Origin of the sequence: Streptomyces ficellus (assembly GCF_030406405.1) — a bacterium.
Taxonomy (GTDB): domain Bacteria; phylum Actinomycetota; class Actinomycetes; order Streptomycetales; family Streptomycetaceae; genus Streptomyces; species Streptomyces ficellus_B.
The window spans coordinates 120,023-145,018 of sequence record NZ_JAUEPL010000006.1 but is presented as its reverse complement, the minus strand read 5'-3'; the positions used below and the strand labels follow the sequence as shown (position 1 = coordinate 145,018).

Below are 24,996 nucleotides of genomic sequence, written 5' to 3'. Positions count from 1 at the left end.
GGCGGCCGCCCACCTCCCCGTACCGACTTGGAAGGACCGCCCCTCGTGGCCACCTCCGTCCGTGCGGCGACCGGCGACGGCACCGCGCCGCCCGACCCCTCGCCGCCACCGCCCCCCTCACCACCGGCGCCCAGCAGGTGGCGCGGCAGGCTCTACCGCTGGGACCTCAAGGCGACCCCGTACGCGTTCGTCTCCCCCTTCTTCCTCTGCTTCGCCGCCTTCGGGCTCTTCCCGCTGATCTACACGGGCTGGCTCTCGCTGCACCGCGTCGAACTCGGCGGGGAGGCCCAATGGCGGGGCCTGGACAACTACACGGCCCTGTGGGGCAGCGACTTCTTCTGGAACGCGCTGGCGAACACCTTCACCATCGGGGTCATCTCCACCGTTCCGCAGCTGCTCATGGCCCTGGGCCTGGCGCACCTGCTCAACTACAAGCTGCGCGGCCGGGGTTTCTTCCGGGTGGCGGTGCTCGCTCCGTACGCCACGTCGATCGCCGCCGCGACGCTCGTCTTCGCCCAGCTGTTCAACAGCGACTACGGACTGATCAACACCGTGCTCGGATGGGTCGGCTTCGATCCGGTCGACTGGGAGTCATCGAAGTGGCCGGCGCAGATCGCCATCTCGGTCATCGTCATCTGGCGGTGGACCGGCTACAACGCCCTGATCTACCTCGCCGCGATGCAGGCCGTGCCGCAGGACCTGTACGAGGCGGCCTCCCTGGACGGCGCCTCACGCTTCCGGCAGTTCATCAGCGTCACCATTCCCTCCATCCGCCCGACGATCCTGTTCACCATCGTCGTCTCCACGATCGGCGCCACGCAGCTGTTCGGTGAGCCGATGCTGTACGGCGGCAGCCTCGGGGTGAGCGGCGGCAGCGGCAACCAGTTCCAGACGCTGAGCCTGCTGATGTACGAGAAGGGCTGGATCACCGGCGCGCTGGGGCAGGCGTCCGCGATCGCCTGGGTGATGCTGCTGATCCTGCTGCTGATCGGCGCCGCCCGGCTGCTCGTCGCCCGCCTGAACAAGGAGTCGGCATGAGGACCTTCGGGCAGAGGGCGGGACGGCAGCACCACGCGGGCCCGCTGACGTACATCCTGCTGGGACTGGCGGCCCTGGTCTCGCTCTTCCCGCTGTACTGGAACCTCGTCGCCGCCTCGCACACGGGCGAGCGGGTGGTGGAGGCCCCGGCGCCGCTGCTGCCGGGTCCGCGCCTGTTCGACAACCTCACCTTCGCCTGGAACCAGGTCGACATGGGTGAGGCGCTGGTCAACACCACCGTGGTCGCGGGCCTGGTGGCGCTGTCCACCGTGCTGTTCTCGACACTGGCCGGTTTCGCGTTCGCCAAGCTGCCGTTCCGTGGCCGCAATGTGCTGCTGGCGCTGGTGGTGGCGACGATGACGATCCCGCCGCAGCTCAGCGTCATCCCGCTGTACCGGATCATCACCGACCTGGGCTGGGTGGACCAGTTGCAGTCGGTGGTGCTGCCCTCGCTGGTGGCCGCGTTCGGGGTGTTCTTCATGCGCCAGTACCTGCTGGAGGCGCTGCCGGTGGAGCTGGTGGAGGCGGCGCGGATGGACGGCGCGCACAGCCTGCGGATCATCTGGCACGTGGTGTTCCCGGTGGCGAGGCCCGCCATGGCGGTGCTGGGCATGCTGGTCTTCGTCCAGGCCTGGAACGACTTCTTCTGGCCGTTCATCGCGCTCACGCCGGACGGCAGTCCGACCCTTCAGGTGGCGCTCGCCGGCCTCGGTTCGGGGAACCACACCATCAACCAGGCCGTCGTGCTGACCGGCGCGCTGATCTCCACCGTGCCGCTGCTGCTCGTCTTCGCGGTGCTCGGCAAGCACATCGTGGGGGGCATCACCTCGGGCGCGGTCAAGAACTGACCTGACGCGGCCGATGCCCTACCTGACCCTCTCTGCACCCGTCTCTGCGTTGGGAGCGCTCCCGTATGACTGCGTCCGACATGACCGCCACCGAGGTGACTGCCGCCGAGGTGACTGCCCCCGATAGGGCCGTGACCGACACGACCGCGGCCGGTGCCACCGCGGCCGATTCCCTGCCGCTGACCGCGACCCGCCGGTTCCCGCCCGGGTTCCTGTGGGGCGCCGCCACCGCCGCGTACCAGATCGAGGGGGCGGCCGCCGAGGACGGCCGTACCCCCTCGATCTGGGACACCTTCGCCCGTACGCCGGGCAAGGTCTTCGAGGGGCACACGGGCGATGTGGCGGTCGACCACTACCACCGGTTCCGTGACGACGTACGGCTCATGGCCGACCTGGGCCTGACCGCGTACCGCTTCTCCGTCTCCTGGCCGCGCGTACAGCCGACCGGCCGCGGGCCCGCCGTACAGAAGGGCCTGGACTTCTACCGGCGGCTCGTCGACGAGCTGCTCGCCCACGGCATCACGCCCCTCCTGACGCTCTACCACTGGGACCTGCCCCAGGAGCTCGAAGACGCGGGCGGCTGGCCGCAGCGCACCACGGCCGAGCGCTTCGGGGAGTACGCCGGGATCGTCGCCGACGCGCTCGGCGACCGCGTCCCGCGCTGGACCACCCTCAACGAGCCCTGGTGCAGCGCCTTCCTCGGGTACGGCTCCGGCGTCCACGCCCCGGGCCGCACGGACCCGGTCGCCGCCCTGCGCGCCGCCCACCACCTGAACCTGGGGCACGGCCTCGCGGCGCAGGCGCTGCGCGCCGCCCTGCCCTCGCACGCCGAGGTGTCGGTGTCGCTCAACCTGCACCAGGTCAGGCCGCTGACCGGCGCCGCCGAAGACCTGGACGCGGCGCGCCGGATCGACGCGGTCGGCAACCGGGTCTGGCTCGGGCCCATGCTGAACGGCGCCTATCCCGAGGACCTGCTGGCGGACACGGCCGGGCTCACCGACTGGTCCTTCGTACGGCGAAACGACCTCACCGAGATCAACCAGTTGCTGGACACCGTGGGCATCAACTACTACACGCCGACCCTCGTGTCGGTGGTCCGCGACGGCGACGACGCCCCACGCCACGACGGCCACGGCGCCAGCACCTTCTCGCCCTGGCCCGGCTCGGAGGACGTCGCCTTCCACCAGCCGCCCGGCGAGCTGACCGCGATGGGCTGGAGCGTCGACCCGTCCGGCATGTACGACCTGCTGATGCGCATGACCCGCGAGCACCCGGGGCTGCCGCTGCTGATCACGGAGAACGGCGCGGCGTACGAGGACGAGGTCGCCGCCGACGGCTCGGTCCACGACCCGGAGCGCCTGGCGTACGTGCAGGGCCATCTGGAGGCGGTGCACCGGGCCATCTCCGACGGGGCGGACGTCCGGGGCTACTTCCTGTGGTCGCTGCTGGACAACTTCGAGTGGGCGTACGGCTACGCCAAGCGGTTCGGCGCGGTGCACGTCGACTACGAGACGCAGAAGCGTACGCCGAAGTCGACCGCCCACTGGTACGCGCGCGTGGCGCGGTCGGGCGAGGTGCCCCCGCCCCAGGGGATGTAATAGCGCGGCGAGGCCCAGGCACGTCCCGACGCCCAGGCCCGCCCCCGAGCTCCCGCTCGTCCCCGAGGTCCCGGCTCGCCGCCGGGGCCTCGGCGCGTCAGGGCCCCGTTCCGTACAGAATCACCCCATGCGCACTCATACCCGCGTGCCGCGGACGCGGGCCCTGCTGCTCGCGGCCGCCGTCGCGCTCGGCGCCGCGCCGGCCGCCGGCTGCGCCGCGGACAGGGACGGCGACGACGGCCGCACCACCATCAGCGTGGGGCTCTTCGGCAGCTTCGGCTTCAAGGAGGCCGGTCTCTACGACGAGTACATGAGGCTCCACAAGGACGTGGTCATCGAGCAGACGTCCATCCAGCGCAACGAGAACTACTACCCGCAGCTCCTCACCCACCTGGTCAGCGACAGCGGCCTCGCCGACATCCAGGCCGTCGAGGCGATCAACATCGCGGAGATCACCGCCACCCAGGCGCACCGGCTGGAGGACCTGGGCACCGCCCCGGGCGTACGGAAGGACGACTTCCTGCCGTGGAAGTGGGCGCAGGCCACCACCAAGGACGGCAGGACGGTCGGCCTCGGCACCGACATCGGGCCGCAGGCCATCTGCTACCGCAAGGACCTCTTCGCCAGGGCCGGGCTGCCCACCGACCGGGAGGCGGTCGGCAGGCTGTGGGCGGGCGACTGGCGCGCGTATCTGGAGACGGGCAAGCGCTACCGGGCGAAGGCCCCGGCGGGCACGGCGTTCACCGACTCGGCCTCCGGCGTCCTGGCGGCCATCACCGGCAGCAGCGCCAGGAGGTTCTACGACGAGGACGGCACCGTCGTCTACAAGAGAAACCCGGCCGTGCGGGAGGCCTGGGACATCGCCGCCTCCTTCGCGACCGAGAACCTGACCGCCCGGCTCCAGCAGTTCACCCCCGCCTGGGATCAGGCGTACGCCAACGCCACCTTCGCCACCGTCTCGTGCCCCGCCTGGATGCTCGGCTACATCGAGGACAAGGCGGGGGCGGCCGGGCGCGACAGGTGGGACGTGGCGGCCGCGCCCAGACCGGGCAACTGGGGCGGCTCGTTCCTCGTCGTACCGAGGTCCGCCAAGCACCGGGCGGAGGCGGTACGGCTCGCGGCCTGGCTGACCGCGCCCGAGCAGCAGGCGAAGCTGTTCCAGCGGCGCGGCAGCTTCCCGAGCGCATCCGCCGCACACGCCCTGCCCGCCGTGTCGGGCGCCAGGCACCCGTACTTCAACGACGCGCCCACCGGCCGGATCTACACCCGCGCCGCCCAGGGCGTGCCGGTGACGATCCTCGGCCCGAAGGACCTGGTCATCGCCCAGAACCTGGCCGACGTCGGCATGCTCCAGGTCGACCAGAGGGGCAGGTCGCCCGAGGCGGGCTGGGACGCGGCGGTCAGGACCATCGACAACGCCCTGGACCTGTGACCGGCATGGCGAGCGGGACGACCACGGCCGGCGGTGCGCCACTGCGGCAGGACGCGGCCGGGGAGCGGCGGTGGCGTGCGCGCCGGCACCGCTGGGACGTGCGGTGGAGCCCGTACGCGTACATCGCCCCCTTCTTCGTGTTCTTCGCCGCCTTCGGGCTCGTCCCGCTGCTCTACACGGCCTGGGCCTCGCTGCACCGCGTGGAGCTGACCGCGCCCGCCGACATGGAGTGGGTGGGGCTGCGCAACTTCTCACGGCTGGTGGCGGACGAGTTCTTCTGGAACGCCCTGAAGAACACGGTCACCATCGGGCTGCTGTCCACCGTGCCGCAGTTGCTGATCGCGCTCGGCGTGGCGCACCTGCTGCACGGCCGGCTGCGCGGGTCGATGTTCTTCCGGGTGGTGGCCCTCACCCCGTACGCCACCTCCGTCGCCGCCGCGACGCTGGTCTTCGTGCTGCTCTTCGGGCGCGATTACGGGATGGTCAACTGGGCGCTCGGGCTCGCCGGGATCGGCCCGGTCAACTGGCAGAACGGCGCGTGGGCCTCGCAGTTCGCGGTGTCCACGATCGTCATCTGGCGGTGGACGGGCTACAACGCGCTGATCTACCTCGCCGCGATGCAGTCGATCCCGGACGAGCTGTACGAGTCGGCGGCGCTCGACGGCGCCTCGCGCTGGCGGCAGTTCGTCCATGTCACGGTGCCGTCGCTGCGGCCGACGATCCTGTTCACCATCGTCGTGTCGACGATCGGCGCCACCCAGCTGTTCGGCGAGCCGCTGCTGTTCAACGGCAGCGCGGGCGCGACCGGCGGTTCGGACCATCAGTTCCAGACGCTGGGGCTCTACCTGTACGAGCAGGGCTGGGTGAACCTCCATCTCGGCCGCGCCTCGGCGATCGCGTGGGCGATGTTCCTGATCCTGGTGCTGCTCGGGACGGCCGCCGGGCTGATCAACGCCTACCGGAGGAGGACGGGTTGAGAGTTCGTGCGGGCCGGATGACGTACGCCGTGCTCATCGTCTTCACCGTGCTGTCGCTGTTTCCGCTGGTGTGGACGGCGATCGCGGCGTCCGGCACCAACGGCCGGCTCGCGCGGACCCCACCGCCCTTCTGGTTCGGCGGGAACCTGCCGAAGAACCTGGGGATCGCCTGGACCGACGCCAACATGGGCGTCGCCCTGCTCAACACGGTGATCGTGGCGGGCACGGTCGCGGCGGGCACGGTCCTGTTCTCCACGCTGGCCGGCTTCGCCTTCGCCAAGCTGCGCTTCCGCTTCAAGAACGTGCTCCTGCTGCTGGTGATCGGCACGATGATGGTGCCGCCGCAGCTCAGTGTCGTCCCGCTGTTCATGCTGATCGCCGAGCTGTCCTGGACCGACCAGCTCCAGTCGGTCGTCCTGCCCGCCCTGGTCAGCGCCTTCGGGGTGTTCTTCATGCGGCAGTACCTGCTGGAGGCGCTGCCGGTGGAGCTGCTCGAAGCGGCCAGAGTGGACGGCGCGAGCGGCCTCCGGGTGGTGTGGCACGTGGTCTTCCCGGCCGCCCGGCCAGCGATGGCGGTGCTGGCCATGCTGACGTTCGTCATGGCCTGGAACGACTTCTTCTGGCCGATCATCGCCCTCACCCAGAACGGCAGCCCCACGGTGCAGGTGGCGCTGACCGGCCTCGGCCGCGGCTACATCCCCGACCAGTCCGTCATCATGGCGGGCGCGCTGCTGGGCACGCTGCCGCTGCTGCTGGTCTTCGTCGCCTTCGGCAGGCAGATCGTCGGCGGCATCATGCAGGGCGCGGTGAAGGGGTGACCCGCGACGCGCGCGGGGGCGCGCTCCGGCCGGATGGGGGGTGACCCGGCCGGAGCGCTGGAGGAGTGGCTGAGGAGTGGCTACGGGGTGCGTCGCGGGTGGGGGGTGTGGCAGCACGCTAGCGAGCAGGAAGCGGACAAATGCCCACTTTGGGACGGGGGGTGGGGATCTTAGGCTCCGCTTAAGGACGGCATGGGCGCCGGTTAAAGAAGGCGGCCGCGCCGGCGCCGCACCCGGTGCCCGCGCCGGCGGTGCTCGGTGGCGCGCCGCTCGTCCAGCCCGAGCCAGACGCGCACCTCCGTACCGCCGAGGACGGAGCGCCCGATGCGTACGTCCCCGCCGGTCGACTCGGCGACCCGGCGCACGATGTCGAGCCCCAGCCCCGTGGACCCGTCGCGCGCCCCGCTGTTGCCGCGCGCCAGGGCGGCGTCCGGGTCGGCGATGCCGGGCCCCGCGTCCGAGACGAGCACGATGACCGCGTCCTCGCCGTTGTGGACGTCGACCGAGAAGGCGGTGCCCTCGGGGGTGTGCCGGAAGACGTTGCCGAGCAGCGCGTCGAGGGCGGCGACCAGCTCGGGGCGGGCGACCGGGATGCGCACGGGCCGGTCGACACCGGCCAGGCGCACCTTGCGTCCCTCGTCCTCGGCGAGCGCGGACCAGAACTCCATCCGCTCCCGTACGACTTCGGAGGCGTCGCACCCGGCGCCGGGCCCCGCCGCCTGGGTCTGCGGCTTGGCCGCCCTGGCCGTACGGATGATGGTGTCGACCTCCCGCTCCAGCTGTTCGACGGCCGCCCGCGTCTGGTCGGCGGCGGGCCCGTCGCCGAGCGAGGCGGCGTTCAGGCGCAGCACGGTCAGCGGCGTACGCAGCCGGTGGGAGAGGTCGGCGGCCAGTTCCCGCTCGTTGGCCAGGAGCTGGACGACCTGGTCGGCCATCGAGTTGAAGGCGACGGCGGCGGACTTCAGTTCGGGCGGCCCGTCCTCGGGTACGCGGGCGCCGAGTCTGCCCTCGCCCAGGTCGTGCGCGGCGCGCGCAAGCCGCTGGGCGGGCCGCACCATGCGTACGCCGAGCCGGTCGGCGACCGCGACGGAGCCGACGATCAGGGCGACGCCCACCCCGGCGAGGATCAGCCAGGCGGTGGCGAGTCCGTTGGAGACCTCGCCCTCGGGCACGTACACCTCGACGATCGCGATCCGGCCGGTGCTGATGGCGGTCGGCTGGAGCAGGGCGTAGCCACCCGGTACCTCGGCGGTCGAGGCGCGCGGCACCCGCTGGACGGTGGCCAGGTCCTCCTCGGTTGCCCGGCCGGTGCCGATCTCCATGGCCCGGCCGCCCGGTCCGTCGGGGGCCGGGATGTGCACGGCCATGCGTCCGGCGGCCCCGGCCTGGGTGGAGGCGACGGCCCGGTTCAGTTCCTCCCGGGCGGTGGTGATGGACAGGGTGGGGCCGATCGCGGCGGCCTGCCGTTCGGCATTGGTGAAGGCCCGGTCGCGGGCCATCTCCTTGATGACGAGCCCCAGCGGGATGGCGAACGCCACCACGACCATCACGGTCACGGCCAGCGCCACCTTGACGAGCGCCCACCTCACCGCTCTCGGCCCTCCCCCAGGGCTTCCGCCCGGCAGGTACCCCCGTCTCCGCCCGCGCCGGGGGTACCGCCCGCCGAAGGCAGGAGGAGCGGAGGTGCGGCCATCACGGTCGCCCGGGGCCCGGCGGCCGCCCCGCCGCGGCAGCGGCTGATGTCGGGGGCGACGCTCACAGCGGCGGCTCCAGCTTCACGCCGACACCCCGCAAGGTGTGCAGGTAGCGGGGTTTCGCGGCCGTTTCGCCCAGTTTGCGCCGCAGCCACGACAAATGGACGTCTATGGTCTGGTCGTCCCCGTACGACTGCCGCCACACCTCGGCGAGCAGTTCCTTGCGCGGTACGACCACGCCCGGCCGCCCGGCAAGGAACGCCAGCAGGTCGAACTCCCGGCGCGTGAGGTCCAGCCGCGCGCCGTCCAGTTCCGCCTGGCGCCGCAGCGGGTCGACGGTCAGCCCGCCGACCCGGAGGACGCTGGACGGCGAGCCCTCACCGGTGGCCGCACGGGAGCGCCGCAGCACGGCGGCCACCCGCGCGGACAGGTGCTCGACCGAGAACGGCTTGGTGAGGTAGTCGTCGGCGCCGTCGTTGAGGAGCCGTACGATCTCGGCCTCGTCGTCCCGCGCGGTGGCGATGATCACCGGTACGTCGGTGATGCCGCGCAGCATCTTCAGCGCCTCGGACCCGTCCAGATCGGGCAGTCCGAGGTCCAGGATCACCACGTCGAAGCGGACATGGGCGACCTCGCGCAGCGCCTCCAGGGCCGTGCCGACGCTCCGTACGGTGTGGGACGCCTCGGTCAGGTGCCGGATGAGGGCGGAGCGTACGAACTGGTCGTCCTCGACCACGAGCACACTTGCCATGGGCGGCACCGTACGCCATACGGCGGAATGAGGGGGACCGGTGTTGACGGCGTGGGCGGGTGGTGCACTATGGCCCGGATGCGTAGAGGACTCGTACACGCCCTGGCGTGGTCGCTCGCCACGGGCGCGGCGGTCACCCTCTCGTGGTGGGGCGTGCACACGGTGATGGCGGGCACGGCGTACGACCCGCCGCGCGCCCTGCCGCTCGCCACCGATCGCCCGGCCGCGCGGGTCGTGGAGCCGCAGGCCTCGTCCACTCAGCGCCCGGCGTCCCCGACGCCCTCGTCGCCGCCCTCGCCGCGGCCTTCCGTGTCCGCCGCTCCGGGCGGCAGCCGCGCACCGTCACCGAGCCGGGAGGGCACGACGGCCGGGGAGGCGCCGGCGGTCCGGGAGACCCCGAAGGCCCCGGAGAAGGCCGGCACCGGCGAGGTCAAGAGCTACACGGTCGACGGCGGCCGCGTCGCCTTCGACATCGGCGCCTCGTCGGCGGAACTGGTCTCGGCGACCCCGGCGGCCGGCTGGCAGATGCAGGTGTGGAAGCAGCCGACCTACATCCGCGTGACGTTCAGCCGGGACGGTACGGAGATCGACGTCTTCTGCACCTGGCACGACCATGCGCCGACCGTCCGGATCGAGGAGCGCCGCTAGGGCGTCACGCTCACTCGTCTTCGACCTCGTACGACTTCGTCCAGGTCTCCCCGCAGCGGCAGTGGTAGTGCTCGATGAGCTCGCCGCCGTCCGAGACACCCATGCCCTGATGGACGCGAACATGGACATGATTACCCATGAGGGCCTCTTTCCATCATTGGGAACAATTGGCCGATTCTCGCCTCCGCCGGCCACGCATCGCAAGCACGCGCCCACCATGCGGACACCGCCCGCTACTGGAACACCGAGGGTGGCGGTACGGGTGAGTCCTTGGCGCTCGCGTCGGTGACGGCGACCGCCCCGCCCGTGAAGTCGGTCAGCGCCCGCCCGTGCTCCACCCGCCCCGGGTGCGGGTCGGTCGCGACCCGGCGGGTCAGCTCGGCGACGGGCAGCGGGACGGCGGACGCGAGGAGCACGGCGTTGCCGTAGCGGCGCCCGCGCAGCACGGCGGGGTCGGCGGCGAGCGCGAGCTCGGGGAAGACGGTGGCGGCGGTGGCGATCTGGCCGCGCAGGTGGGCCAGCGGCGGGCCGTCCGCGAGGTTGGCGGCGTAGTGGCCGCCGGGCTTCAGGACGCGCCGCACCTCGGCGAGGAACTCCGTACTGGTGAGGTGCGCGGGGGTACGGGCTCCGCTGAAGACGTCCGCGATGATCAGGTCCGCCCAGCCGTCCGGCACCTTGGCGAGCCCGGCCCGGGCGTCGGCGCCCCGGACGCGGACACGGGCGCCGGGGTCGAGCGGCAGCTCGCGGCGCACCAGCTGGACGAGGGGCGCGTCGTACTCGACGACCTGCTGGGTGGAGCGGGGCCGGGTGGCGGCGATGTAGCGGGCGAGGGTGAAGGCGCCGCCCCCGAGGTGGACGGCCTGGAGGGGACGGCCCGGCGGGGCGACGAGGTCGGCGATGTGGCCCAGCCGCCGCTGGTACGCGAAGCCCAGGCGGGCCGGGTCGTCCAGGTCGACGTGCGACTGGGGCGCGCCGTCGATGAGCAGGGTCCAGGCGCGGGCGTGCTCGGGATCGGGTATCAGCTCGGCGACCCCGCCGGCCACGGTCTCCACGACCGCCACCCGCCCACGCTGCTTGTTCCTTGCCATCCGCCCATTATCGACGGACGCGCGCCGACCACGGGCCGGCGCGGGCCCTAGCGGCAGTTGTCGGCGGCCTCGATCAGGCGGGCGGCTTCGCCGAGTGCCTCGCGCAGCATGACGGGGTCGGTGACCGGGACGGTGTCCGTGGGGGGCAGGAGCCAGCCGGAGCCGGAGACGGGGGGCTCCGGCTGGGCCTCGCCGGCGGCGTCGGCGATCCGCAGGCCGCGCCCGGAGGTCCGGGTGCAGGCGCTGCCGGGCATGTCCCAGCCGGCGGCGGTGCCGGGCGGAACCAGGAATCCGAGGGTGTCGCACGTCCCGTCGTGCAGCACGGGCCCCACCAGCGGGGCGCCGCCGCGCCGCAGGATGTCGACGGCTTCGAGGCCCTGCCGGGCCGGAACGGTCACCAGGTCGCAGGGCTCGCCGTCCTCGGGCGGGACGCTCGCGTCCGGTGCCGGCCGGTGCCGCGCGATGCTCTGCGATCCGTCAACGGACCGCCGGTTCGCCTCCATGCCGACCTCCAACAAGGGATCCCTCCTCGCTCGAGTCCCCGTATGAAGACACGTTGCGTCTCTCCGCATGGTTCAACGCCCGCGCGCGTCAACAGCTACGGCGGCACGCCGCCGCAAAGGATGGCAGTTCATGGCGGATCGTGGGTGAGATATCCCGTTTGCAGCCAAACCCTGCGTACTCATTCCGTCACGCCATGTACGTTCTGCTTCGCCGGAACAACGGCAGTGCAGTACGCAGGAGAGGGCTCGGCCATGGCGACGTCACGGGCAGTTCCCAATCTCGCCTTCCGCCGCCTGCGCGGGCAGCGCTCCCCGGGGGAGTTCGCGGCCGCGGTCCGCAGGGCCGCCCGGGAGATCGGCGAGCAGGTGGCGTGCGACGCCCGCTACATCGGGCGCGTGGAGTCGGGCGAGATCCGCTGCCCGAACTACGCGTACGAGCGGGTGTTCCTGCACATGTTCCCCGGGCTGTCCCTGACGGATCTGGGGTTCGTCGCGCGGGAGCACGTACGCGGCCGGGGGGCGCGTGCCGCGGTCGCCGCCGCACCGGCGCCAGAGATCACCACCCGGAACGATGAGGAGAGCGACGTGCTGCGTCGCGCATTCATGACGGGCGGCACCGCCACGGTGGCGGCCGCCTCGCTCGGTATCGGCGGCCTCGGCCCGATCCCGGCGCCGCGCGCCGGCGACAGGTTCGGCGAGGCCGAGGTGAACGCCGTCGAGGAGGCGGTGCGGCGGATCCGGCTGCTCGACGACCGGCACGGCGCGGACGGGCTGTACCGGAAGGCCGCCGAACCGCTCCGTGCCGCCTACGCGCTGCTGGACTCCGGCCGGGCGACCCGCCAGTCGACGGCCGACCGGATGCACGCGGGCACCGGTGAGCTGGCGCTGTCGGTGGGGTGGCTGGCGCATGACTCGGGCCGTCTGGAGGACGCCCGCTCGCACTACGCGGAAGCCCTGGCCACCGCGCGCGTGGCGGGTGACCCGGCCCTGGAGGCGCACGCGTTCTCCAACACGTCGTTCCTGGCCAGGGACGCGGGCAAGTACCGGGAGGCGGTACGGGCCGCGCAGGCGGGGCAGCGGGCGGGCAAGCACCTGTCGTCGGCGCGGCTGCTGGCGCTGCTGACGCTGCGGGAGGCCGGCGGCTGGGCGGGGCTGGGCGACCGGGCGGCGTGCGAGGAGGCCCTGGGGCGGGCGCACACGCTGTTCGGGCGCGGGCCGTGCGACGCGGACCCGGAGTGGATGTCCTTCTTCGGCGAACCGGAGGTGGAGGCACTGGAGGCGCAGTGCTGGTCGGCCCTGGGCGACTGGGCGCGCGCCGCCCGGCACGCGCACCGCGCGACGGTGCTGTCGAGCTCGCACTTCGCCCGCAATCTGGCGCTGTACCGGGCGCAACTGGCGGCGGACCTGGCACGCGGCGGCCGTCTGGAGGAGGCCGCGGCGGCCGGCGAACGGGTCCTGGACCTGCTCGGCGAGGTCCGGTCGAGCCGCATCCGCGCGATGCTCACCGAAACGGTCCGCCTCCTCGCCCCGCACCACGGCACGCCCCCGGTGGCCGCCTTCCTGGACCGCCGCGCCACCCTGGGCGCCTGATCCACCAGGCAGGGCCTAGTTTTCCAGGTGCCCCGTGTCGTTCCAGCGTTCGATCGCGGGGGCGCCGTAGGCCCAGCCGAGGGCCGAGAGGCTGGTCGGGTCGAGGCGGATACGGGCCGCGAACGACACGTCCTCGCCCAGCCAGCGCGCGGCGATCGAGCGCAGGATGTGGCCGTGCGCGAAGACCAGGGCGTCACGGTCGGCCGAGCGCGCCCAGGCGACGATCTCGTCGGCGCGGTCGGACAGCTGCGCCAGCGTCTCCCCCTCGGGGACGCCGTCGCGCCAGATGAACCAGTCCGGACGGGTGGCCTTGATCTCGGCCGGCGTCATGCCCTCGTACGCGCCGTAGTCCCACTCCATCAGGGCGTCCCAGCGCTCCGCCCGGCCGCCGAAGCCGGCCAGTTCGCAGGTCTCCCGCGCGCGTGCCAGTGGGCTGGTACGGACCTCGACGCCGTCCAGGCCGTCCCAGGGACCGCGGTGGAGGCGCTCGCCGAGCAGCTTCGCGCCACGGCGGCCCTCCTCCAGGAGCGGTATGTCCGTCCTGCCGGTGTGCCTGCCCAGCAGTGACCATTCGGTCTGGCCGTGCCGGGCGAGCAGGATCCGCGGTGCCATGAGGGCTCTCCTGGGGTTCACAAGTGGGGTGCCCGTCCATCATCGCGCACGGGAACTCGGGGCCACGGCTCCGGGGGCGTCCGGCGATTGTCAGTGCCGGATGCGAGACTTCCGCGGGTGAGCGAATCCCTGGGCGGCGGACCGGTTCGACCGCCGCAGACGACACTCCGGCCTGCCGCCTGCCCCACTCCAGCGCGGCCGAGCGCTTGGGGAAGGCTGGCGGAGCTGCGCGGCCCCACCGCCGCGCCGCATCCGCTGGACGCCCGCGCGCTGGCGGCGCTGGCCGCCAATCCCGGCTGCGAGCGCCGGGCGCTGCTGGACGGCGCCGGGGTCGACAAGGCGGCGCTGGCGTCCGCGCTCGGGTCGCCTTCGGGCTATGGGCAGTCGCAGTTCGCGTTCATGCGGGGCAACGCCTTCGAGGCCAAGGTGAAGGCCGAGGGCGGCATGGAGCTGATGCGGCTGCTGGGTGTGCCCGAGCCGGACGGGGTGCGGGTGCCGGATCTCGCGGCGGCCGGGCCCGAGGGGCGCGCCGCCCGTACGGCTCTGGCGCTGCGCGACGCCACGGCGGCCGGGGCGTGGTCGCTGCTGGACCATCCGATGCTGGCCCTGGAGGTCGCCGGGTCGCCCGCGTATCTGGAGCCGGACGCGGTCGTGGTGCACCCCGACGGGCGGTGGACGGTCGTCGAGATCAAGTCGTTCCCGATGCTCGACGGCTCGGCGGACGCGGCGAAGGTGGGCGCCGCCGCCCGGCAGGCCGCCGTGTACGTGCTGGCGCTGGAGCGGGTCGCGGCGCTGACGGACGGGGCGGAAGTGGGGCACTCGGTGCTGCTGGTGTGCCCCAAGGACTTCTCCAACCAGCCGACCGGGTCGGTGGTCGACGTACGCAAGCAACTGTCGGTGACGCGGCGGCAGCTGGCCCGGCTGACCCGGATCGAGGACATCGCCGCCGCGCTGCCGGACGGGCTCACCTTCGACGTGGAGGCGTGCACGGCGGAGCAGTTGGCGGCGGCGGTGGAGGCGGTCCCGCACGCGTACGCGCCGGAGTGCCTGGCCGCCTGCGAGCTGGCGTTCCACTGCCGCGACCGGGCCCGGGAGGCGGGCGCCGTGGAGGCGCTGGGCCGTTCGGTGCGCGGCGAGCTGGGCGGGCTGACGACGGTCGGCGCGGTGCTGGCGGCGGCCCGTGGGGAGTCCGGCGACCCGGACGACCCGACGGTGGCCGCGCTGCGGCGGGCGGCGGCGCTGCGGGCGGAGGCGGTCGCCCAGACCGGGGCGGAGGCGGGGGCTGTCCCGGCCGCCCGGACCCCGGTGGCGGCGGAGGGGGCGGGGTCATGTCGTTGATCTCCACGCTCGCGCGGCTGGAGGCCGTCGAGGCCGGGCGGGCGCAGCCGCTGGCGACCGTGCGGCACCGGCATGTGTCGCGGCGCCCCCTCGTCCTCGTACCGCTGACGACCGCCGGTGAGGCGGGGGCGCCGCTCGGCGCGCTGGTCGGGACGGACCCCGAGGAGCCGCGGCTGCTGGTGGTGCCGCAGCCGCGCGACCGGGACCTGCGGTTCGCGTTCCTCGCGGATCTGGCGGAGGTGGTCATCCCGTATCTCGACGGGTACGCCGACGACGTCGAGGCGGCGGAGCGGAACGAGACCGACCCGGAGACCGGCAAGAAGGTGAAGGTCGAGGTCGAGCTGTGCGCGGACGCGCCGCAGCTGATCGTGCCGAGCCGGGCGGGCATCGCGTACGTACGGCTGCTGGGGCGCTCCATGCGGTTCCGGCGCACGGCCGAGCAGGATCCGGAGACGCCGTTCCCGGCGCCGCCGCGCGTGCCGCTGCTGGGGCGGTGGCTGACGCACTACGGGGAGCGGGCGCGGGTGCCCGGCTCGTCGCTGCTGCTGGCGGCGACCGACCTGCTGAACCGGCACTGGGCGACGGGCCAGTCGTCGCTGGAGGACCAGCACCTGGGGGCGCTGCTGGCCTGGATCGACCCCCCGGCGGGTGAATCCGGCGCGGAGGCGGCGTTGCGGGCGGAGCTGGCGCGGGACCGGGACGGTCAGCTGCTGTGCCCGCCGGCCGGTCCGGCGACCGATCCGGCGTTCGACAACCGGCTGCTGGCGCCCGCGATCGAGCGGTACGACCGGGCGCGTCAGGCGCTCGCGGCTGCGGAGGACGGTGAGGCGGCCGACGAGCGGCTGGGCGCGCTGTACCGCGCCGAGGGCGAGGTCCGGCGGCTGATCGCGTCGCAGCTGCGGCCCACGTGGCGGGCGGTGTGGCGGGCGGTCGAGCTGGTGCGGGAGCTGCCGCCGGGCGCGCGCGTCGTGGACCGGTGGACGCGCGACCGCTGGTCGTTCACCGGCCACCGGGACCGGGTGCGGGCCGGCGAACCGCCGCAGCCGCGCAGGGACGACGCCGTGACGGCGGCGAACAAGCTGGCCGCGCGGGAGAGCGCGCAGGCGCAGCTGGAGGCGCAGGAGGCGCTGGACGACCCGCTGGTGCTGGCGGGGCGGCGGCTCGCGGGGGAGGCGTTCCTGGCCGAGGTGGTGGACGTGACCATGGCCTGGTCGGAGTCGAAGCGGCCCTCACCCCGCCCCCTGCTGACCGTGCGGACGGATGACCGGCCGCACCTGGGCGAGCGGGGGAAGGTGTACCGCTCGCTGGACGGCAAGCCGCAGACGGCGGAGTTCGTGCGGTACGAGGAGGAGGGCGGGGCGCTGGTGCTGCGGCTGATGGACCGGATGGGCCGGTCCAAGGAACCGGCGGAGGGCTCCGTGCCGGAGAAGGGCGACCGTCTGGTGTGGACGCTGTTCGAGCACGACCAGCGGGTGGGCCCCAAGCTGCCGGACCCGGAGGAGACGCCGTGGACGCATGGCGGCCCACCGCGCACCGACGTGGCGGAAGCCCCTGATGCCGTGACCCCGGAGGACCTGCTGTGAGCTTCGATCCCGGCAGGGAGGCCGCGCGGGCGACCCGGGAGATCCTGGACGACACCCTGCGCGGTGACGCGCGGGGCGTCGTCGTGGACTCGCCGCCGGGCGCCGGCAAGTCGACCCTCGTCGTGCGCGCCGCGCTGGAGCTGGCCGGGGCGGGCCGGCCGCTGATGGTGGTCGCCCAGACCAACGCGCAGGTCGACGACCTGGTGCTGCGGCTCGCCGAGAAGGAGCCCGAGCTGCCGGTGGGCCGGCTGCACAGCAACGAGTCGGACCCGTACGACAAGGCGCTGGACGACCTGGACAACGTACGGAAGTCGGCGAAGGCGGCGGACCTGGCCGGCCTCGACGTGGTGATCTCCACGGCCGCGAAGTGGGCGCACGTGAAGGGCGTCGAGCCGTGGGGGCACGCCATCGTGGACGAGGCGTACCAGATGCGGTCGGACGCGCTGCTGGCGGTGGCGGGGCTGTTCGAGCGGGCGCTGTTCGTGGGCGACCCCGGGCAGCTGGATCCGTTCAGCGTGGTGGGCGCCGAGCAGTGGGCGGGGCTGTCGTACGACCCCTCCGCGAGCGCCGTCTCCACCCTGCTCGCGCACAATCCGGAGCTGCCGCAGCACCGGCTGCCGGTGTCGTGGCGGCTCCCGGCATCGGCTGCGCCACTGGTGTCGGACGCGTTCTACCCGTACACGCCCTTCCGCAGCGGGACGGGGCCCGCCGACCGGCGGCTGGCGTTCGGGGTGCCGTCCGACGGGTCGGCGCCCGACCGTGTGCTGGACGAGGCGGCCGAGTCGGGCTGGGGCCTGCTGGAGCTGCCCGCCCGGCACACCCCGCGTACGGACCCCGAGGCGGTACGGGCGGTGGCGCTGGTGGTGCGGCGGCTGCTGGACCGGGGCGGGGCGGCGACCAGCGAGCGGGCGGAGGCCCCCGTGCCGCTCACCCCGGACCGGATCGCGGTCGGCACTGCCCACCGCGACCAGGCGGCGGCGGTGCGGGCGGAGCTGGCGGGGCTCGGCGTGGCGGGCGTGACGGTGGACACGGCGAACCGGCTCCAGGGGCGGGAGTACGACGTGACGGTCGTGCTGCACCCGCTGTCCGGCCGCCCGGACGCGACGGCGTTCCACTTGGAGACCGGCCGCCTGTGCGTGCTGGCGTCGCGGCACCGGCACGCGTGCATCGTGGTGTGCCGCGCGGGGGTGGCCGAGCTCCTGGACGAGCATCCCTCGACGGAGCCGGTGCAGCTGGGCGTCACGGTGAAGTTCCCGGACGGGTGGGAGGCCAACCACGCGGTGCTGTCGCACCTGTCGGAGCACCGGGTGAGCTGGGCACCGTAGTGCGGGCTGCCGGGCGCGGAATGCCGGGCGCGGGGTGCGGGGTTGCGCGGAGCGGGACAATGGACGTTGGCCGACCGGAGGGCGGGGGGCCGGGGAGCAGAGGAGAGGGACATGGCGGAGACCGAGCGGGGCGAGCAGCGGCGGCTGAGGCCCGCGCCCCTGCTCTTCGAGCCGGCGGAGGCCGCCTCCGACCCCGAGCACTTCTTCGACCTGGAGTCGATGGACGACCCCCGGGAGCTCCTCGCGCGCTCCACCGAACTGGCGCTGGCGTTCCGGGCGGCGACCGACCGGGCGGTCGAGTTCCAGGCGGTCGCGGCCGCGCAGCTCGCGGATCCGCGGCGGTTCGACCGGCTGACGGCCGCGGACATCGCCGAGCGGGCGGAGTGGACCGAGGACTACGCCAGGAAGATGATCGAGTTCGGCCGGGACCTGATCCGCGCCGGCGGCCGCGGCCTGGACGAGTAGGCCGACGCGGGGCGGGACGAGCAGGCGCGCGCCGCGGCCGGGACCGAGCGGGCAGCGCCGGGCCCGGACAAGTAGGCAGGCCCGCAGCCGGGGCGACAGGGCGCGCGCCGGGCCCGGACAAGTAGGCAGGCCCGCAGCCGGGCTCCGAGCGGGCATGCGCCGGAGCCGGGACGACAGGGCGCGCGCCGCGGCGGACGAGGGGGCAGAAACGCCGACTACGGCGGAGTAGCCGGATGGCATATGACGGCGGCGAAAGATACTCCCTCCCACCCCATCCTGTCCCGATTTCCATGAACCCGCCGGAACCGTTCCGTCACAGCCGGTAGATGTGGATGCCATGAGCGCATGGCTGCGAGACGACCTCCACGACGCACAACACCTCGACGGACAGCGACACGAGGGACAGCGACACGACGGACAACGGTCCGACGCCTTCCGCTTCCTGCGGGACGAGGGCCGGCACCACGCCACGCACGTCACCGCCGCCGGAGCCGACTGGCTGACGTCGGCCGCCGCGCACCCCCGCTCCACGCTCGCGCTGTGGGAGAACCGGCCGACCGCCCCGGCGGTGCTGCCGTGCGGCACGGTGTTCGACGTGGTGAACGTGGAGTCGGTCTTCGGCCGCCGCATGCTGGACCGGCTCTGGGAGGAGGGGCCCGGCTCCGGCCCGGTCGCCGTGCAGCGCGGCCGGATGCTGCTGTTCTGCGCCCCCGGTACGGCCCAGCGGCTGCCGTCCCTGCTCGGCTGGGAGGAGTGGGGTGCCGCCGTACCGCCCCTGCTCTGCCACGGCACCGGGGACGCGGTGACCGTCCCGGCGCTGACCCCCGGCGGGGACGGCGGGCCTCGCTGGCTGGTCGCGCCGGACACCCGGAATCCCTGGCTGCCGGGGCCGGAGGTACTCCTCTGGGCCTGTGTACGGGCGGCCAGGTCGGCGTCCGCCGCCGGGGTGCGGGTATCGATTTTTCCTCCCGCCGACCAGGGTGCTAAGGTCTACGACGTCAGCAGGCGCCGCTAGCTCAGTTGGTTAGAGCAGCTGACTCTTAATCAGCGGGTCCGGGGTTCGAGTCCCTGGCGGCGCACAGACGGGAAAAGCCCCTCGCGGAAGCGGGGGGCTTTTTCGTACGCCGGTTCTCGCACGCCGGCGTATGGGCTCTGCGTGGTCGCTACGTCACGGTACGGTGACCCGCACCGTCCACGCGCCCGTACGCGTGCGGTCCGCCACCTCCACCCGCGCCTTCTCCCCCGGCACCGTGTAGGTCTCCCCCACCCCCAGCGGCGCGTCCGCCAGCGGCGGGTACACCGACCGGTCCGGGCACGCGCCGGTCGACGGGTGGGTGTCCACGACCTCGACCGGGCCTGCGCCCGACACCGCGTCCGTACGGACCCGGTAGATCAGCACGCCTTCCGTACAGGTACCGCCGTCGTTTCCGGTCGCCTCCCGCGCCTCGATCGCGAGCGCGCTGTTGTCGCCGGTCCTGACCACCGCGAGCCGGGTACCGACCGAGACGCCGCGCTCGGGCGCCGCCGCCAGCGGCTCCAGCGTGAAACGGCTGCTGCCAGGCTCTTCCACGCAGTGCACCTGTTGCCGGTCCAGCCAGCCGAGCTTCCACTTGTGCCAGCCGAAGAGTTCCGGCGCGAGTGCGAACTGGCTGCCCATGACGTCCCAGTCACCCACATGGGTGTCCCAGTCGCCCTTGCCGTCCATGGGGCGGTGGTAGAGGTCCGGCAGGTCGAAGACGTGGCCGGTCTCATGGGCCAGGACATTGCGGTCCGGGGGGTGCCGCTCGAACACCGTGACCACCCGCTTGAGGTCCGTGCCGTCCGCGCGCAGGGGCGTCTCGAAGTTGACGACCTTCGTCGCGTCGGAGTCCACGCCCGGCGCGTCCGGGTCGGCGACCAGGTACACGATGTCGTACCGCGAGAAGTCGACCACCGGATCGGCCGCGGCGAGCGCGTCGCGCAGGTAGGCCGCGCGCCTGCCCGGCTCCCAGTCGCGCTGTATGGCGTACGAGGTGGAGGCGTGCGGCATCTGGATCCACTCCTGCCGTGGGTGCGGGCGCAGCGTGAACCTGCCGTACGAGGCCCGCTGGAAGAAGTGGCTGGTGGCGGGGAAGTGGTCGGCGGCGAGCTCCGCCGGGCGGGTCAGCGGCCGGGAGTCCGGGAACGACAGGAAGACCATGACGGCGTCGAGGTCGCGGACGGGGCGCGGGTAGGCGGTGTTCCAGGTGTCCAGGCCCAGGGAGTGATGGGCGTCGGTACGCGGCAGGGCGCACGGGCCCGCCGCCGGCGCGGCGACCGCGGGCCCGGCGACGAGGCCGGTCGCGGCGAGCGAGAGGAGAGCGAAGATCCCGGCGGCGGTGGACCGCAGGCGGCGTTCCACTCCCTCGGGTGTCTGCTGACCCTCCACGTCGACCTCCGGATGCGGGATACGGGACGTCCCACCACCCTGTGACGTTTTATGGTGATACGCCCTGTTCCACTGCCCCACTTGGGTGAGTCCGCGACGCGCCCCACCGGTCCGGTAAGTTCACCGACAGTCACAATCGATCGTGGCGGGACCGGCCCGTGCCAGACCCGCGCAGAAACGATCGGGCAGGGGTGGAGGGTGAGGTGCCCCACAGCAACCCCACCCGCCCCACTGGACGTCATCGCTGGAATGGCCGCCATAAGAGCCTCTATGATCGGCACACTTTCCAGGCCGACCCATCCCGACCACATATGTGCGTCACAACTGCCTTGCGGGAGCGAGCCGTGAACGGAACCTCCGAAGGACCGGGAGCTGCGGCAGTCTCACCGACCGGAACGACCCGCCGGTCGGTCACAGAGTGTCACCACACCGTGGGAGAACTGCGCCTCTCGCCCACCGCCGCCCCCGCCTCGCACGGCGCGGGCGCCGAACGGGACACAGGTACCGAACCGGACGCGCACGACCCCGGTGAGCCCGACCCGCGCGACCCCCGCGACCCCCACGACCCCGGTGACCCCGACCCGCGCGACGCGCACGACTACCGGGCGGCCTTCAACGCCGCCCACCTCGCCATGGCCGTCGTGGACCCCGAGGGGCTGGTCGTCTCCGCCAACGACGCCCTCGCCGCGCTCCTCGGCACCGACACCGCGTCCCTGCGCGAGCAGGCCGCCGCCGACCTGGTCGACCTCATGTCCGACAGCCGCACCTGGCACGCCTACCGCGAGGTGCTGCGCGGCCGCCGCTCCCGGTTCCGCTGCACGCGCCGGCTCAAACACCCGGACGGGCGCTCGCTGTGGGCCGAGGTCACCGTCGCGCCCGTACCGCGCAGCCGCCGTGTGCTGCTGTCCATCGCGGACATCAGCGACCGGCGCCAGCTCCAGGCCCGGCTGCGCCACCTCCAGATGCACGACCCGGTCACCCGGCTGCCCAACCGCACCCTGTTCATCGAGCGGTTGACCTCCGCGCTGGAGAACTCGTCGTACGACGACGGCGGCACCGGCCGGGTGGGCCTGTGCTACCTGGACCTCGACGGGTTCAAGGCCGTCAACGACACGCTCGGGCACCGCGTCGGCGACCGGCTGCTCGCCGCCGTCGCCGCACGGCTGACCGAGTGCGCCGACAGCGACGGCTACACCCGTGGCGGCGGCCATCTGGTGGCCCGGCTCGGCGGGGACGAGTTCGCGATCCTGGTCGAGGACTCCACCGGTACGGAGCAGCTCGCCGACCTCGCCCGGTCCGTACTGGCCGCCGTGCAGCGGCCGTTCGACCTGGCGGGGCAGCGGCTGTCGGTCTCGGCGTCCATCGGGGTCGTGGAACGGACCGCCGCCGGCACCACCGTGAACGGTCTGATGCAGGCCGCCGACACCACGCTGTACTGGGCCAAGGCCGACGGCAAGGCCCGCTGGACCCTGTTCGACCCCGAGCGCAACGCCCACCGCATGACGAGGCAGTCGCTCTCCTCCACCCTCCGTCCGGCGGTGGAGCGGGGCGAGTTCGCGCTGGAGTACCAGCCGCTGGTGGGCATGTCGGACGGGACCGTACGAGGGGTGGAGGCACTGGTCCGCTGGAACCACCCGCAGTTCGGCCCGCTGGCGCCGAATCGGTTCATCGGAATTGCTGAAGAGGACGGCTCGATCGTCCAGCTCGGCCGCTGGGTGCTGCGTACCGCGTGCCGCCAGGCACGGCAGTGGCAGAAGGACCACCCGGGTGAACGCCCGCTGTTCGTCAGCGTGAACGTCGCCGTACGCCAGGTGTGGGACTCCGACCTGGTCGCGGATGTCGCCGGGATCCTCGCCGAGACCGGGCTCGCGCCCCATCTGCTCCAGCTGGAGCTGACCGAGTCGGCGGTGATGGGCTCGGCCGGGCGGCCCCTGCAAGCCCTTCAGGCGCTGAGCGACATGGGCGTACGGATCGCCATCGACGACTTCGGCACCGGCTATTCGAACCTGGCCTACCTCAGCCGGCTGCCCGTCTCCGTACTGAAGCTGGACGGCTCCTTCGTACGGGGATTCCAGGACGAGGAGCACCCCAACCCGGCCGACGAGGTGATCGTGGAGGCGCTGGTGCAGCTCGCGCACCGGCTCGGGCTGACGGTCACCGCCGAGTGCGTCGAGACCTCGGGGCAGGCGGCGCGGCTGCGGCGGATCGGCTGCGACACCGGGCAGGGGTGGCTGTACTCGCGCGCGGTGGCTCCGGACCGTATCGCCGCGCTGATCGGGGTCGGTCCCGGCTGACCGGTGCCGTCAACGACGCTTTACGCCTCGGGCGCCGAGTCCGGGAGGCCGTACGCGTCCGCGATCAGGGCGTAGCTGCGCAGCCGCGCGTCGGAGCCGTGCGCGTTGGCGGTGATCATCAACTCGTCGGCTCCCGTGCGCTTCTGGAGGTCGTCCAGGCCCGCGCGTACCGCGTCGGGGGTCCCGTGCACGACGTTGGCCAGCCAGCCGTCGACGAAGTCCCGCTCCATGGCGCTGAATGGGTACGCCTCCGCCTCCTTGGGCGTCGGGATCAGCCCGGGCCGCCCGGTGCGCAGCCGGACCATCGACAACGCGCCGGTCAGCACCTGGCGGCGGGCCTCCCGCTCGTCGTCCGACGCGAGTGCCGAGACGCCGATCAGGGCGTACGGGGCGTCCAGCACGGCCGAGGGGCGGAAGGAGTCCCGGTACAGGTCGAGGGCCGGGATGGTGTTGCGCGCCGAGAAGTGGTGGGCGAAGGCGAACGGCAGGCCGAGCGTTCCGGCGAGCCGGGCGCTGAAGCCGGAGGAGCCGAGCAGCCAGATGGGCGGCCGCGCGGACGGGCCCTGCACCGGGCCGGGCACGGCGTGGATGCGGGCGTAGGGGTGGCCGTCCGGGAAGTCGTCGTCCAGGAAGCGGGTGAGCTCGGCGAGTTGCTCGGGGAAGTCGTCGGCGCCCTCGTTCAGCCGGTCGGTCCTGCGCAGGGCGGCGGCGGTGGCGCCGTCCGTGCCGGGGGCCCGGCCCAGCCCGAGGTCGATACGGCCGGGGGCCATGGCCTCCAGGGTGCCGAACTGCTCGGCGATGACCAGCGGCGCGTGGTTGGGCAGCATCACGCCGCCCGAACCGAGCCGGATGCGGCCGCTGTGGGCGGCGAGGTGCGCGAGGATCACGGCCGGGGAGGAGGAGGCGACGCCGGGCATGGAGTGGTGCTCGGCGACCCAGTGGCGGTGGTACCCGCGCCGCTCGGCCAGCCGCGCGAGCGCCACGCTGGTGGCCAGGGCCTGGGTGGCGGTGCGGCCGCTGCCGACGGTGACCAGGTCCAGTACGGACAGGGGTACGGGCGCGGCGCCGTTCGCCGTGCCTCGAATCGCGTCGCTCACCGGTGTGGACCCTCCTGCGCGGAAACATACGTACGGGCACCGTCAACAGGAGGGGATCTCCGGTTATTCCTGGCGGGCGATTCCTGGTGGGCTCCTGCCTGTGCGCTCTTGCCTGCGCGCTCTTACTTGCGGGCTATTGCTTGCGGGCTATTGCTTGCGGGCTATTGCTTGCGGGCGAACAGCGTCCCCAGCTATGCTCACGGCCAACCAGGTGACCGTATGGGAGGGGCTGCGGCTGGCGGAGCGGCGGGGCGCCTGGTCGACGGGCGCCGTGTCCGGCACGAGCACCGCCTCCGCCCGGGGGTCGTCGGCCGCCCGCACCAGCTCCAGCACCTGGTCGCGCCCCCAGGTCGCGACCTCCGGCGCCGTGACGGTCCCGCCCGACCGGGCCGCGACCACCTCGATCCCCGCCGCCTCCAGGAACCGGACGAACAGCTCCGTGACGTCCTGCGGGTACGTGGCCGCCACCGCGACCCGCGCGGCGCCCACCTCCCGTACGGCGTGGACGAACGCGAACGCCGTGCTCGACGCCGGGAGCCCGGCCGTCACGGCGAGGGCGCGGATCTGCTCATGGGCGCCCTCCCACCCGTACACGAACGAACCGCTGGTGCACGCCCCACACCACCGACTCGGCGCCGGACAGCCGCAGCGCCTCCACCTCGCCCGCGAGCCGCGGCACCGCACCCATCTCCCGCAGCGCCCCGGGCCGGTGGGCGTCCTCGCCGTCGCCGGTGTGGACGATCGGCACGTTGACGCCGGTCAGCAGCGTCTCGATCCGGGGGTAGTCGTCCTCGGCGCAGTGCTTGGGACAGAGCAGTCCCACCGTCGTCATGTCACGCCCTCCTGTCCTTCGGCCGACCTGCCGGCACCGCGTACGCATACCCCGCCAC

At 73.3% G+C, this 24,996-nt stretch carries 22 protein-coding genes, 1 tRNA gene and 1 pseudogene; 15 read left to right on the top strand and 9 right to left on the bottom strand.

Annotated elements, in window-relative coordinates; translation table 11 throughout:
- Positions 1-45 precede the first annotated feature (45 nt).
- The 6 genes from QWM81_RS06860 (at position 46) to QWM81_RS06835 (ending at position 6,711) form a co-directional block, all read left to right on the top strand.
- Positions 46-1,038: a carbohydrate ABC transporter permease gene (locus QWM81_RS06860; RefSeq protein ID WP_290110695.1), complete on the top strand. Its 993-nt coding sequence runs from the start codon at positions 46-48 to the stop codon at positions 1,036-1,038.
- The gene (locus QWM81_RS06855; RefSeq protein WP_290110694.1) at positions 1,035-1,886 is read left to right on the top strand and encodes a carbohydrate ABC transporter permease; all 852 of its coding nucleotides are present in this window, start codon (positions 1,035-1,037) and stop codon (positions 1,884-1,886) included. The genes QWM81_RS06860 and QWM81_RS06855 overlap by 4 nt, the downstream gene beginning before the upstream one ends.
- Positions 1,887-1,966: 80 nt before the next feature.
- Positions 1,967-3,484 carry a GH1 family beta-glucosidase gene (locus QWM81_RS06850; RefSeq protein WP_435372335.1) on the top strand — a complete coding sequence of 506 codons (1,518 nt, stop codon included), beginning with the start codon at positions 1,967-1,969 and terminating at the stop codon, positions 3,482-3,484.
- 127 nt (positions 3,485-3,611) lie between these two features.
- On the top strand, positions 3,612-4,916 hold the full coding sequence (locus tag QWM81_RS06845; RefSeq protein ID WP_290110693.1) for an ABC transporter substrate-binding protein: 1,305 nt from the start codon (positions 3,612-3,614) through the stop codon (positions 4,914-4,916).
- Between the two features lie 5 nt (positions 4,917-4,921).
- Positions 4,922-5,893: a carbohydrate ABC transporter permease gene (locus QWM81_RS06840; RefSeq protein ID WP_290110692.1), complete on the top strand. Its 972-nt coding sequence runs from the start codon at positions 4,922-4,924 to the stop codon at positions 5,891-5,893.
- A gap of 17 nt (positions 5,894-5,910) precedes the next feature.
- On the top strand, positions 5,911-6,711 hold the full coding sequence (locus QWM81_RS06835; RefSeq protein ID WP_290110777.1) for a carbohydrate ABC transporter permease: 801 nt from the start codon (positions 5,911-5,913) through the stop codon (positions 6,709-6,711).
- Between the two features lie 203 nt (positions 6,712-6,914).
- On the opposite strand, the gene QWM81_RS06830 is transcribed toward QWM81_RS06835, so the two are convergent.
- Both QWM81_RS06830 and QWM81_RS06825 read right to left on the bottom strand, forming a co-directional pair.
- The gene (locus QWM81_RS06830; protein ID WP_290110691.1) at positions 6,915-8,300 is read right to left on the bottom strand and encodes a HAMP domain-containing sensor histidine kinase; all 1,386 of its coding nucleotides are present in this window, start codon (positions 8,298-8,300) and stop codon (positions 6,915-6,917) included.
- A 166-nt stretch (positions 8,301-8,466) separates the two neighbouring features.
- Positions 8,467-9,156 carry a response regulator transcription factor gene (locus tag QWM81_RS06825; protein WP_290110690.1) on the bottom strand — a complete coding sequence of 230 codons (690 nt, stop codon included), beginning with the start codon at positions 9,154-9,156 and terminating at the stop codon, positions 8,467-8,469.
- 69 nt (positions 9,157-9,225) lie between these two features.
- Between QWM81_RS06825 and QWM81_RS06820 the strand changes: the two genes are divergently transcribed.
- Positions 9,226-9,804: a hypothetical protein gene (locus QWM81_RS06820; RefSeq protein ID WP_290110689.1), complete on the top strand. Its 579-nt coding sequence runs from the start codon at positions 9,226-9,228 to the stop codon at positions 9,802-9,804.
- A gap of 10 nt (positions 9,805-9,814) precedes the next feature.
- Here the strand turns inward: QWM81_RS06820 and QWM81_RS06815 are convergent, their stop codons facing one another.
- The 3 genes from QWM81_RS06815 to QWM81_RS06805 form a co-directional block, all read right to left on the bottom strand.
- On the bottom strand, positions 9,815-9,943 hold the full coding sequence (locus QWM81_RS06815; protein ID WP_290110688.1) for a hypothetical protein: 129 nt from the start codon (positions 9,941-9,943) through the stop codon (positions 9,815-9,817).
- A 94-nt stretch (positions 9,944-10,037) separates the two neighbouring features.
- Positions 10,038-10,892, bottom strand: coding sequence for a spermidine synthase (locus QWM81_RS06810; protein WP_290110687.1), 855 nt, complete (start codon positions 10,890-10,892; stop codon positions 10,038-10,040).
- A 47-nt stretch (positions 10,893-10,939) separates the two neighbouring features.
- Positions 10,940-11,395: a hypothetical protein gene (locus QWM81_RS06805; protein ID WP_290110776.1), complete on the bottom strand. Its 456-nt coding sequence runs from the start codon at positions 11,393-11,395 to the stop codon at positions 10,940-10,942.
- 252 nt (positions 11,396-11,647) lie between these two features.
- Here QWM81_RS06805 and QWM81_RS06800 point away from each other — a divergent pair, with 252 nt between their 5' ends.
- Positions 11,648-12,985, top strand: a complete 1,338-nt coding sequence (locus QWM81_RS06800; protein WP_290110686.1) for an NsdA family TPR-like regulatory protein — start codon at positions 11,648-11,650, stop codon at positions 12,983-12,985.
- Positions 12,986-13,000: 15 nt separating this feature from the next.
- Here the strand turns inward: QWM81_RS06800 and QWM81_RS06795 are convergent, their stop codons facing one another.
- Positions 13,001-13,597 carry a histidine phosphatase family protein gene (locus tag QWM81_RS06795; protein ID WP_290110684.1) on the bottom strand — a complete coding sequence of 199 codons (597 nt, stop codon included), beginning with the start codon at positions 13,595-13,597 and terminating at the stop codon, positions 13,001-13,003.
- A 117-nt stretch (positions 13,598-13,714) separates the two neighbouring features.
- Between QWM81_RS06795 and QWM81_RS06790 the strand changes: the two genes are divergently transcribed.
- The 6 genes from QWM81_RS06790 to QWM81_RS06765 all read left to right on the top strand — a co-directional run bounded on the left by QWM81_RS06790 (position 13,715) and on the right by QWM81_RS06765 (position 19,387).
- Entirely contained in the window at positions 13,715-14,935 is a 1,221-nt protein-coding gene (locus QWM81_RS06790; RefSeq protein ID WP_290110682.1) for a hypothetical protein, read from the top strand.
- Complete coding sequence (locus QWM81_RS06785) at positions 14,926-16,518, top strand: hypothetical protein (protein ID WP_290110681.1); 1,593 nt, start codon at positions 14,926-14,928, stop codon at positions 16,516-16,518. Before QWM81_RS06790 ends, QWM81_RS06785 begins: the two co-directional genes overlap by 10 nt.
- Positions 16,515-17,843 (top strand): AAA domain-containing protein, encoded by a 1,329-nt coding sequence (locus tag QWM81_RS06780; protein ID WP_290110680.1) that lies wholly within the window; start codon positions 16,515-16,517, stop codon positions 17,841-17,843. The genes QWM81_RS06785 and QWM81_RS06780 overlap by 4 nt, the downstream gene beginning before the upstream one ends.
- 111 nt (positions 17,844-17,954) lie before the next feature.
- Positions 17,955-18,308: a DUF8844 domain-containing protein gene (locus tag QWM81_RS06775; RefSeq protein WP_290110679.1), complete on the top strand. Its 354-nt coding sequence runs from the start codon at positions 17,955-17,957 to the stop codon at positions 18,306-18,308.
- A 337-nt stretch (positions 18,309-18,645) separates the two neighbouring features.
- Positions 18,646-19,323, top strand: a complete 678-nt coding sequence (locus tag QWM81_RS06770; RefSeq protein WP_290110678.1) for a bifunctional DNA primase/polymerase — start codon at positions 18,646-18,648, stop codon at positions 19,321-19,323.
- Positions 19,314-19,387, top strand: a tRNA-Lys gene (locus QWM81_RS06765). Before QWM81_RS06770 ends, QWM81_RS06765 begins: the two co-directional genes overlap by 10 nt.
- 89 nt (positions 19,388-19,476) lie before the next feature.
- On the opposite strand, the gene QWM81_RS06760 is transcribed toward QWM81_RS06765, so the two are convergent.
- A complete protein-coding gene (locus QWM81_RS06760) occupies positions 19,477-20,715 on the bottom strand; it encodes a M6 family metalloprotease domain-containing protein (protein ID WP_290110677.1) in 1,239 nt (412 codons plus the stop codon).
- A gap of 344 nt (positions 20,716-21,059) precedes the next feature.
- Between QWM81_RS06760 and QWM81_RS06755 the strand changes: the two genes are divergently transcribed.
- On the top strand, positions 21,060-23,009 hold the full coding sequence (locus tag QWM81_RS06755; protein WP_290110676.1) for a putative bifunctional diguanylate cyclase/phosphodiesterase: 1,950 nt from the start codon (positions 21,060-21,062) through the stop codon (positions 23,007-23,009).
- A gap of 20 nt (positions 23,010-23,029) precedes the next feature.
- Here QWM81_RS06755 and QWM81_RS06750 read toward each other — a convergent pair whose 3' ends face one another.
- Together QWM81_RS06750 and QWM81_RS06745 are read right to left on the bottom strand one after the other, a co-directional pair.
- Positions 23,030-24,106 carry an LLM class flavin-dependent oxidoreductase gene (locus QWM81_RS06750; protein WP_290110675.1) on the bottom strand — a complete coding sequence of 359 codons (1,077 nt, stop codon included), beginning with the start codon at positions 24,104-24,106 and terminating at the stop codon, positions 23,030-23,032.
- Between the two features lie 267 nt (positions 24,107-24,373).
- Positions 24,374-24,938: pseudogene (locus QWM81_RS06745) on the bottom strand (aspartate racemase/maleate isomerase family protein); the annotation flags it as partial.
- Between the last annotated feature and the right edge of the window lie 58 nt (positions 24,939-24,996).

Coding starts and splice junctions, on each gene's coding strand:
- QWM81_RS06795 (WP_290110684.1), bottom strand. CDS start 13,597: ATGGCACCGCGGATCCTGCTCGCCCGGCACGGCCAGACCGAATGGTCA.
- QWM81_RS06800 (WP_290110686.1), top strand. CDS start 11,648: ATGGCGACGTCACGGGCAGTTCCCAATCTCGCCTTCCGCCGCCTGCGC.
- QWM81_RS06805 (WP_290110776.1), bottom strand. CDS start 11,395: ATGGAGGCGAACCGGCGGTCCGTTGACGGATCGCAGAGCATCGCGCGG.
- QWM81_RS06825 (WP_290110690.1), bottom strand. CDS start 9,156: ATGGCAAGTGTGCTCGTGGTCGAGGACGACCAGTTCGTACGCTCCGCC.
- QWM81_RS06845 (WP_290110693.1), top strand. CDS start 3,612: ATGCGCACTCATACCCGCGTGCCGCGGACGCGGGCCCTGCTGCTCGCG.
- QWM81_RS06785 (WP_290110681.1), top strand. CDS start 14,926: ATGTCGTTGATCTCCACGCTCGCGCGGCTGGAGGCCGTCGAGGCCGGG.
- QWM81_RS06770 (WP_290110678.1), top strand. CDS start 18,646: ATGAGCGCATGGCTGCGAGACGACCTCCACGACGCACAACACCTCGAC.
- QWM81_RS06850 (WP_435372335.1), top strand. CDS start 1,967: ATGACCGCCACCGAGGTGACTGCCGCCGAGGTGACTGCCCCCGATAGG.
- QWM81_RS06815 (WP_290110688.1), bottom strand. CDS start 9,943: ATGGGTAATCATGTCCATGTTCGCGTCCATCAGGGCATGGGTGTCTCG.
- QWM81_RS06810 (WP_290110687.1), bottom strand. CDS start 10,892: ATGGCAAGGAACAAGCAGCGTGGGCGGGTGGCGGTCGTGGAGACCGTG.
- QWM81_RS06855 (WP_290110694.1), top strand. CDS start 1,035: ATGAGGACCTTCGGGCAGAGGGCGGGACGGCAGCACCACGCGGGCCCG.
- QWM81_RS06835 (WP_290110777.1), top strand. CDS start 5,911: ATGACGTACGCCGTGCTCATCGTCTTCACCGTGCTGTCGCTGTTTCCG.
- QWM81_RS06820 (WP_290110689.1), top strand. CDS start 9,226: ATGGCCCGGATGCGTAGAGGACTCGTACACGCCCTGGCGTGGTCGCTC.
- QWM81_RS06840 (WP_290110692.1), top strand. CDS start 4,922: ATGGCGAGCGGGACGACCACGGCCGGCGGTGCGCCACTGCGGCAGGAC.
- QWM81_RS06775 (WP_290110679.1), top strand. CDS start 17,955: ATGGCGGAGACCGAGCGGGGCGAGCAGCGGCGGCTGAGGCCCGCGCCC.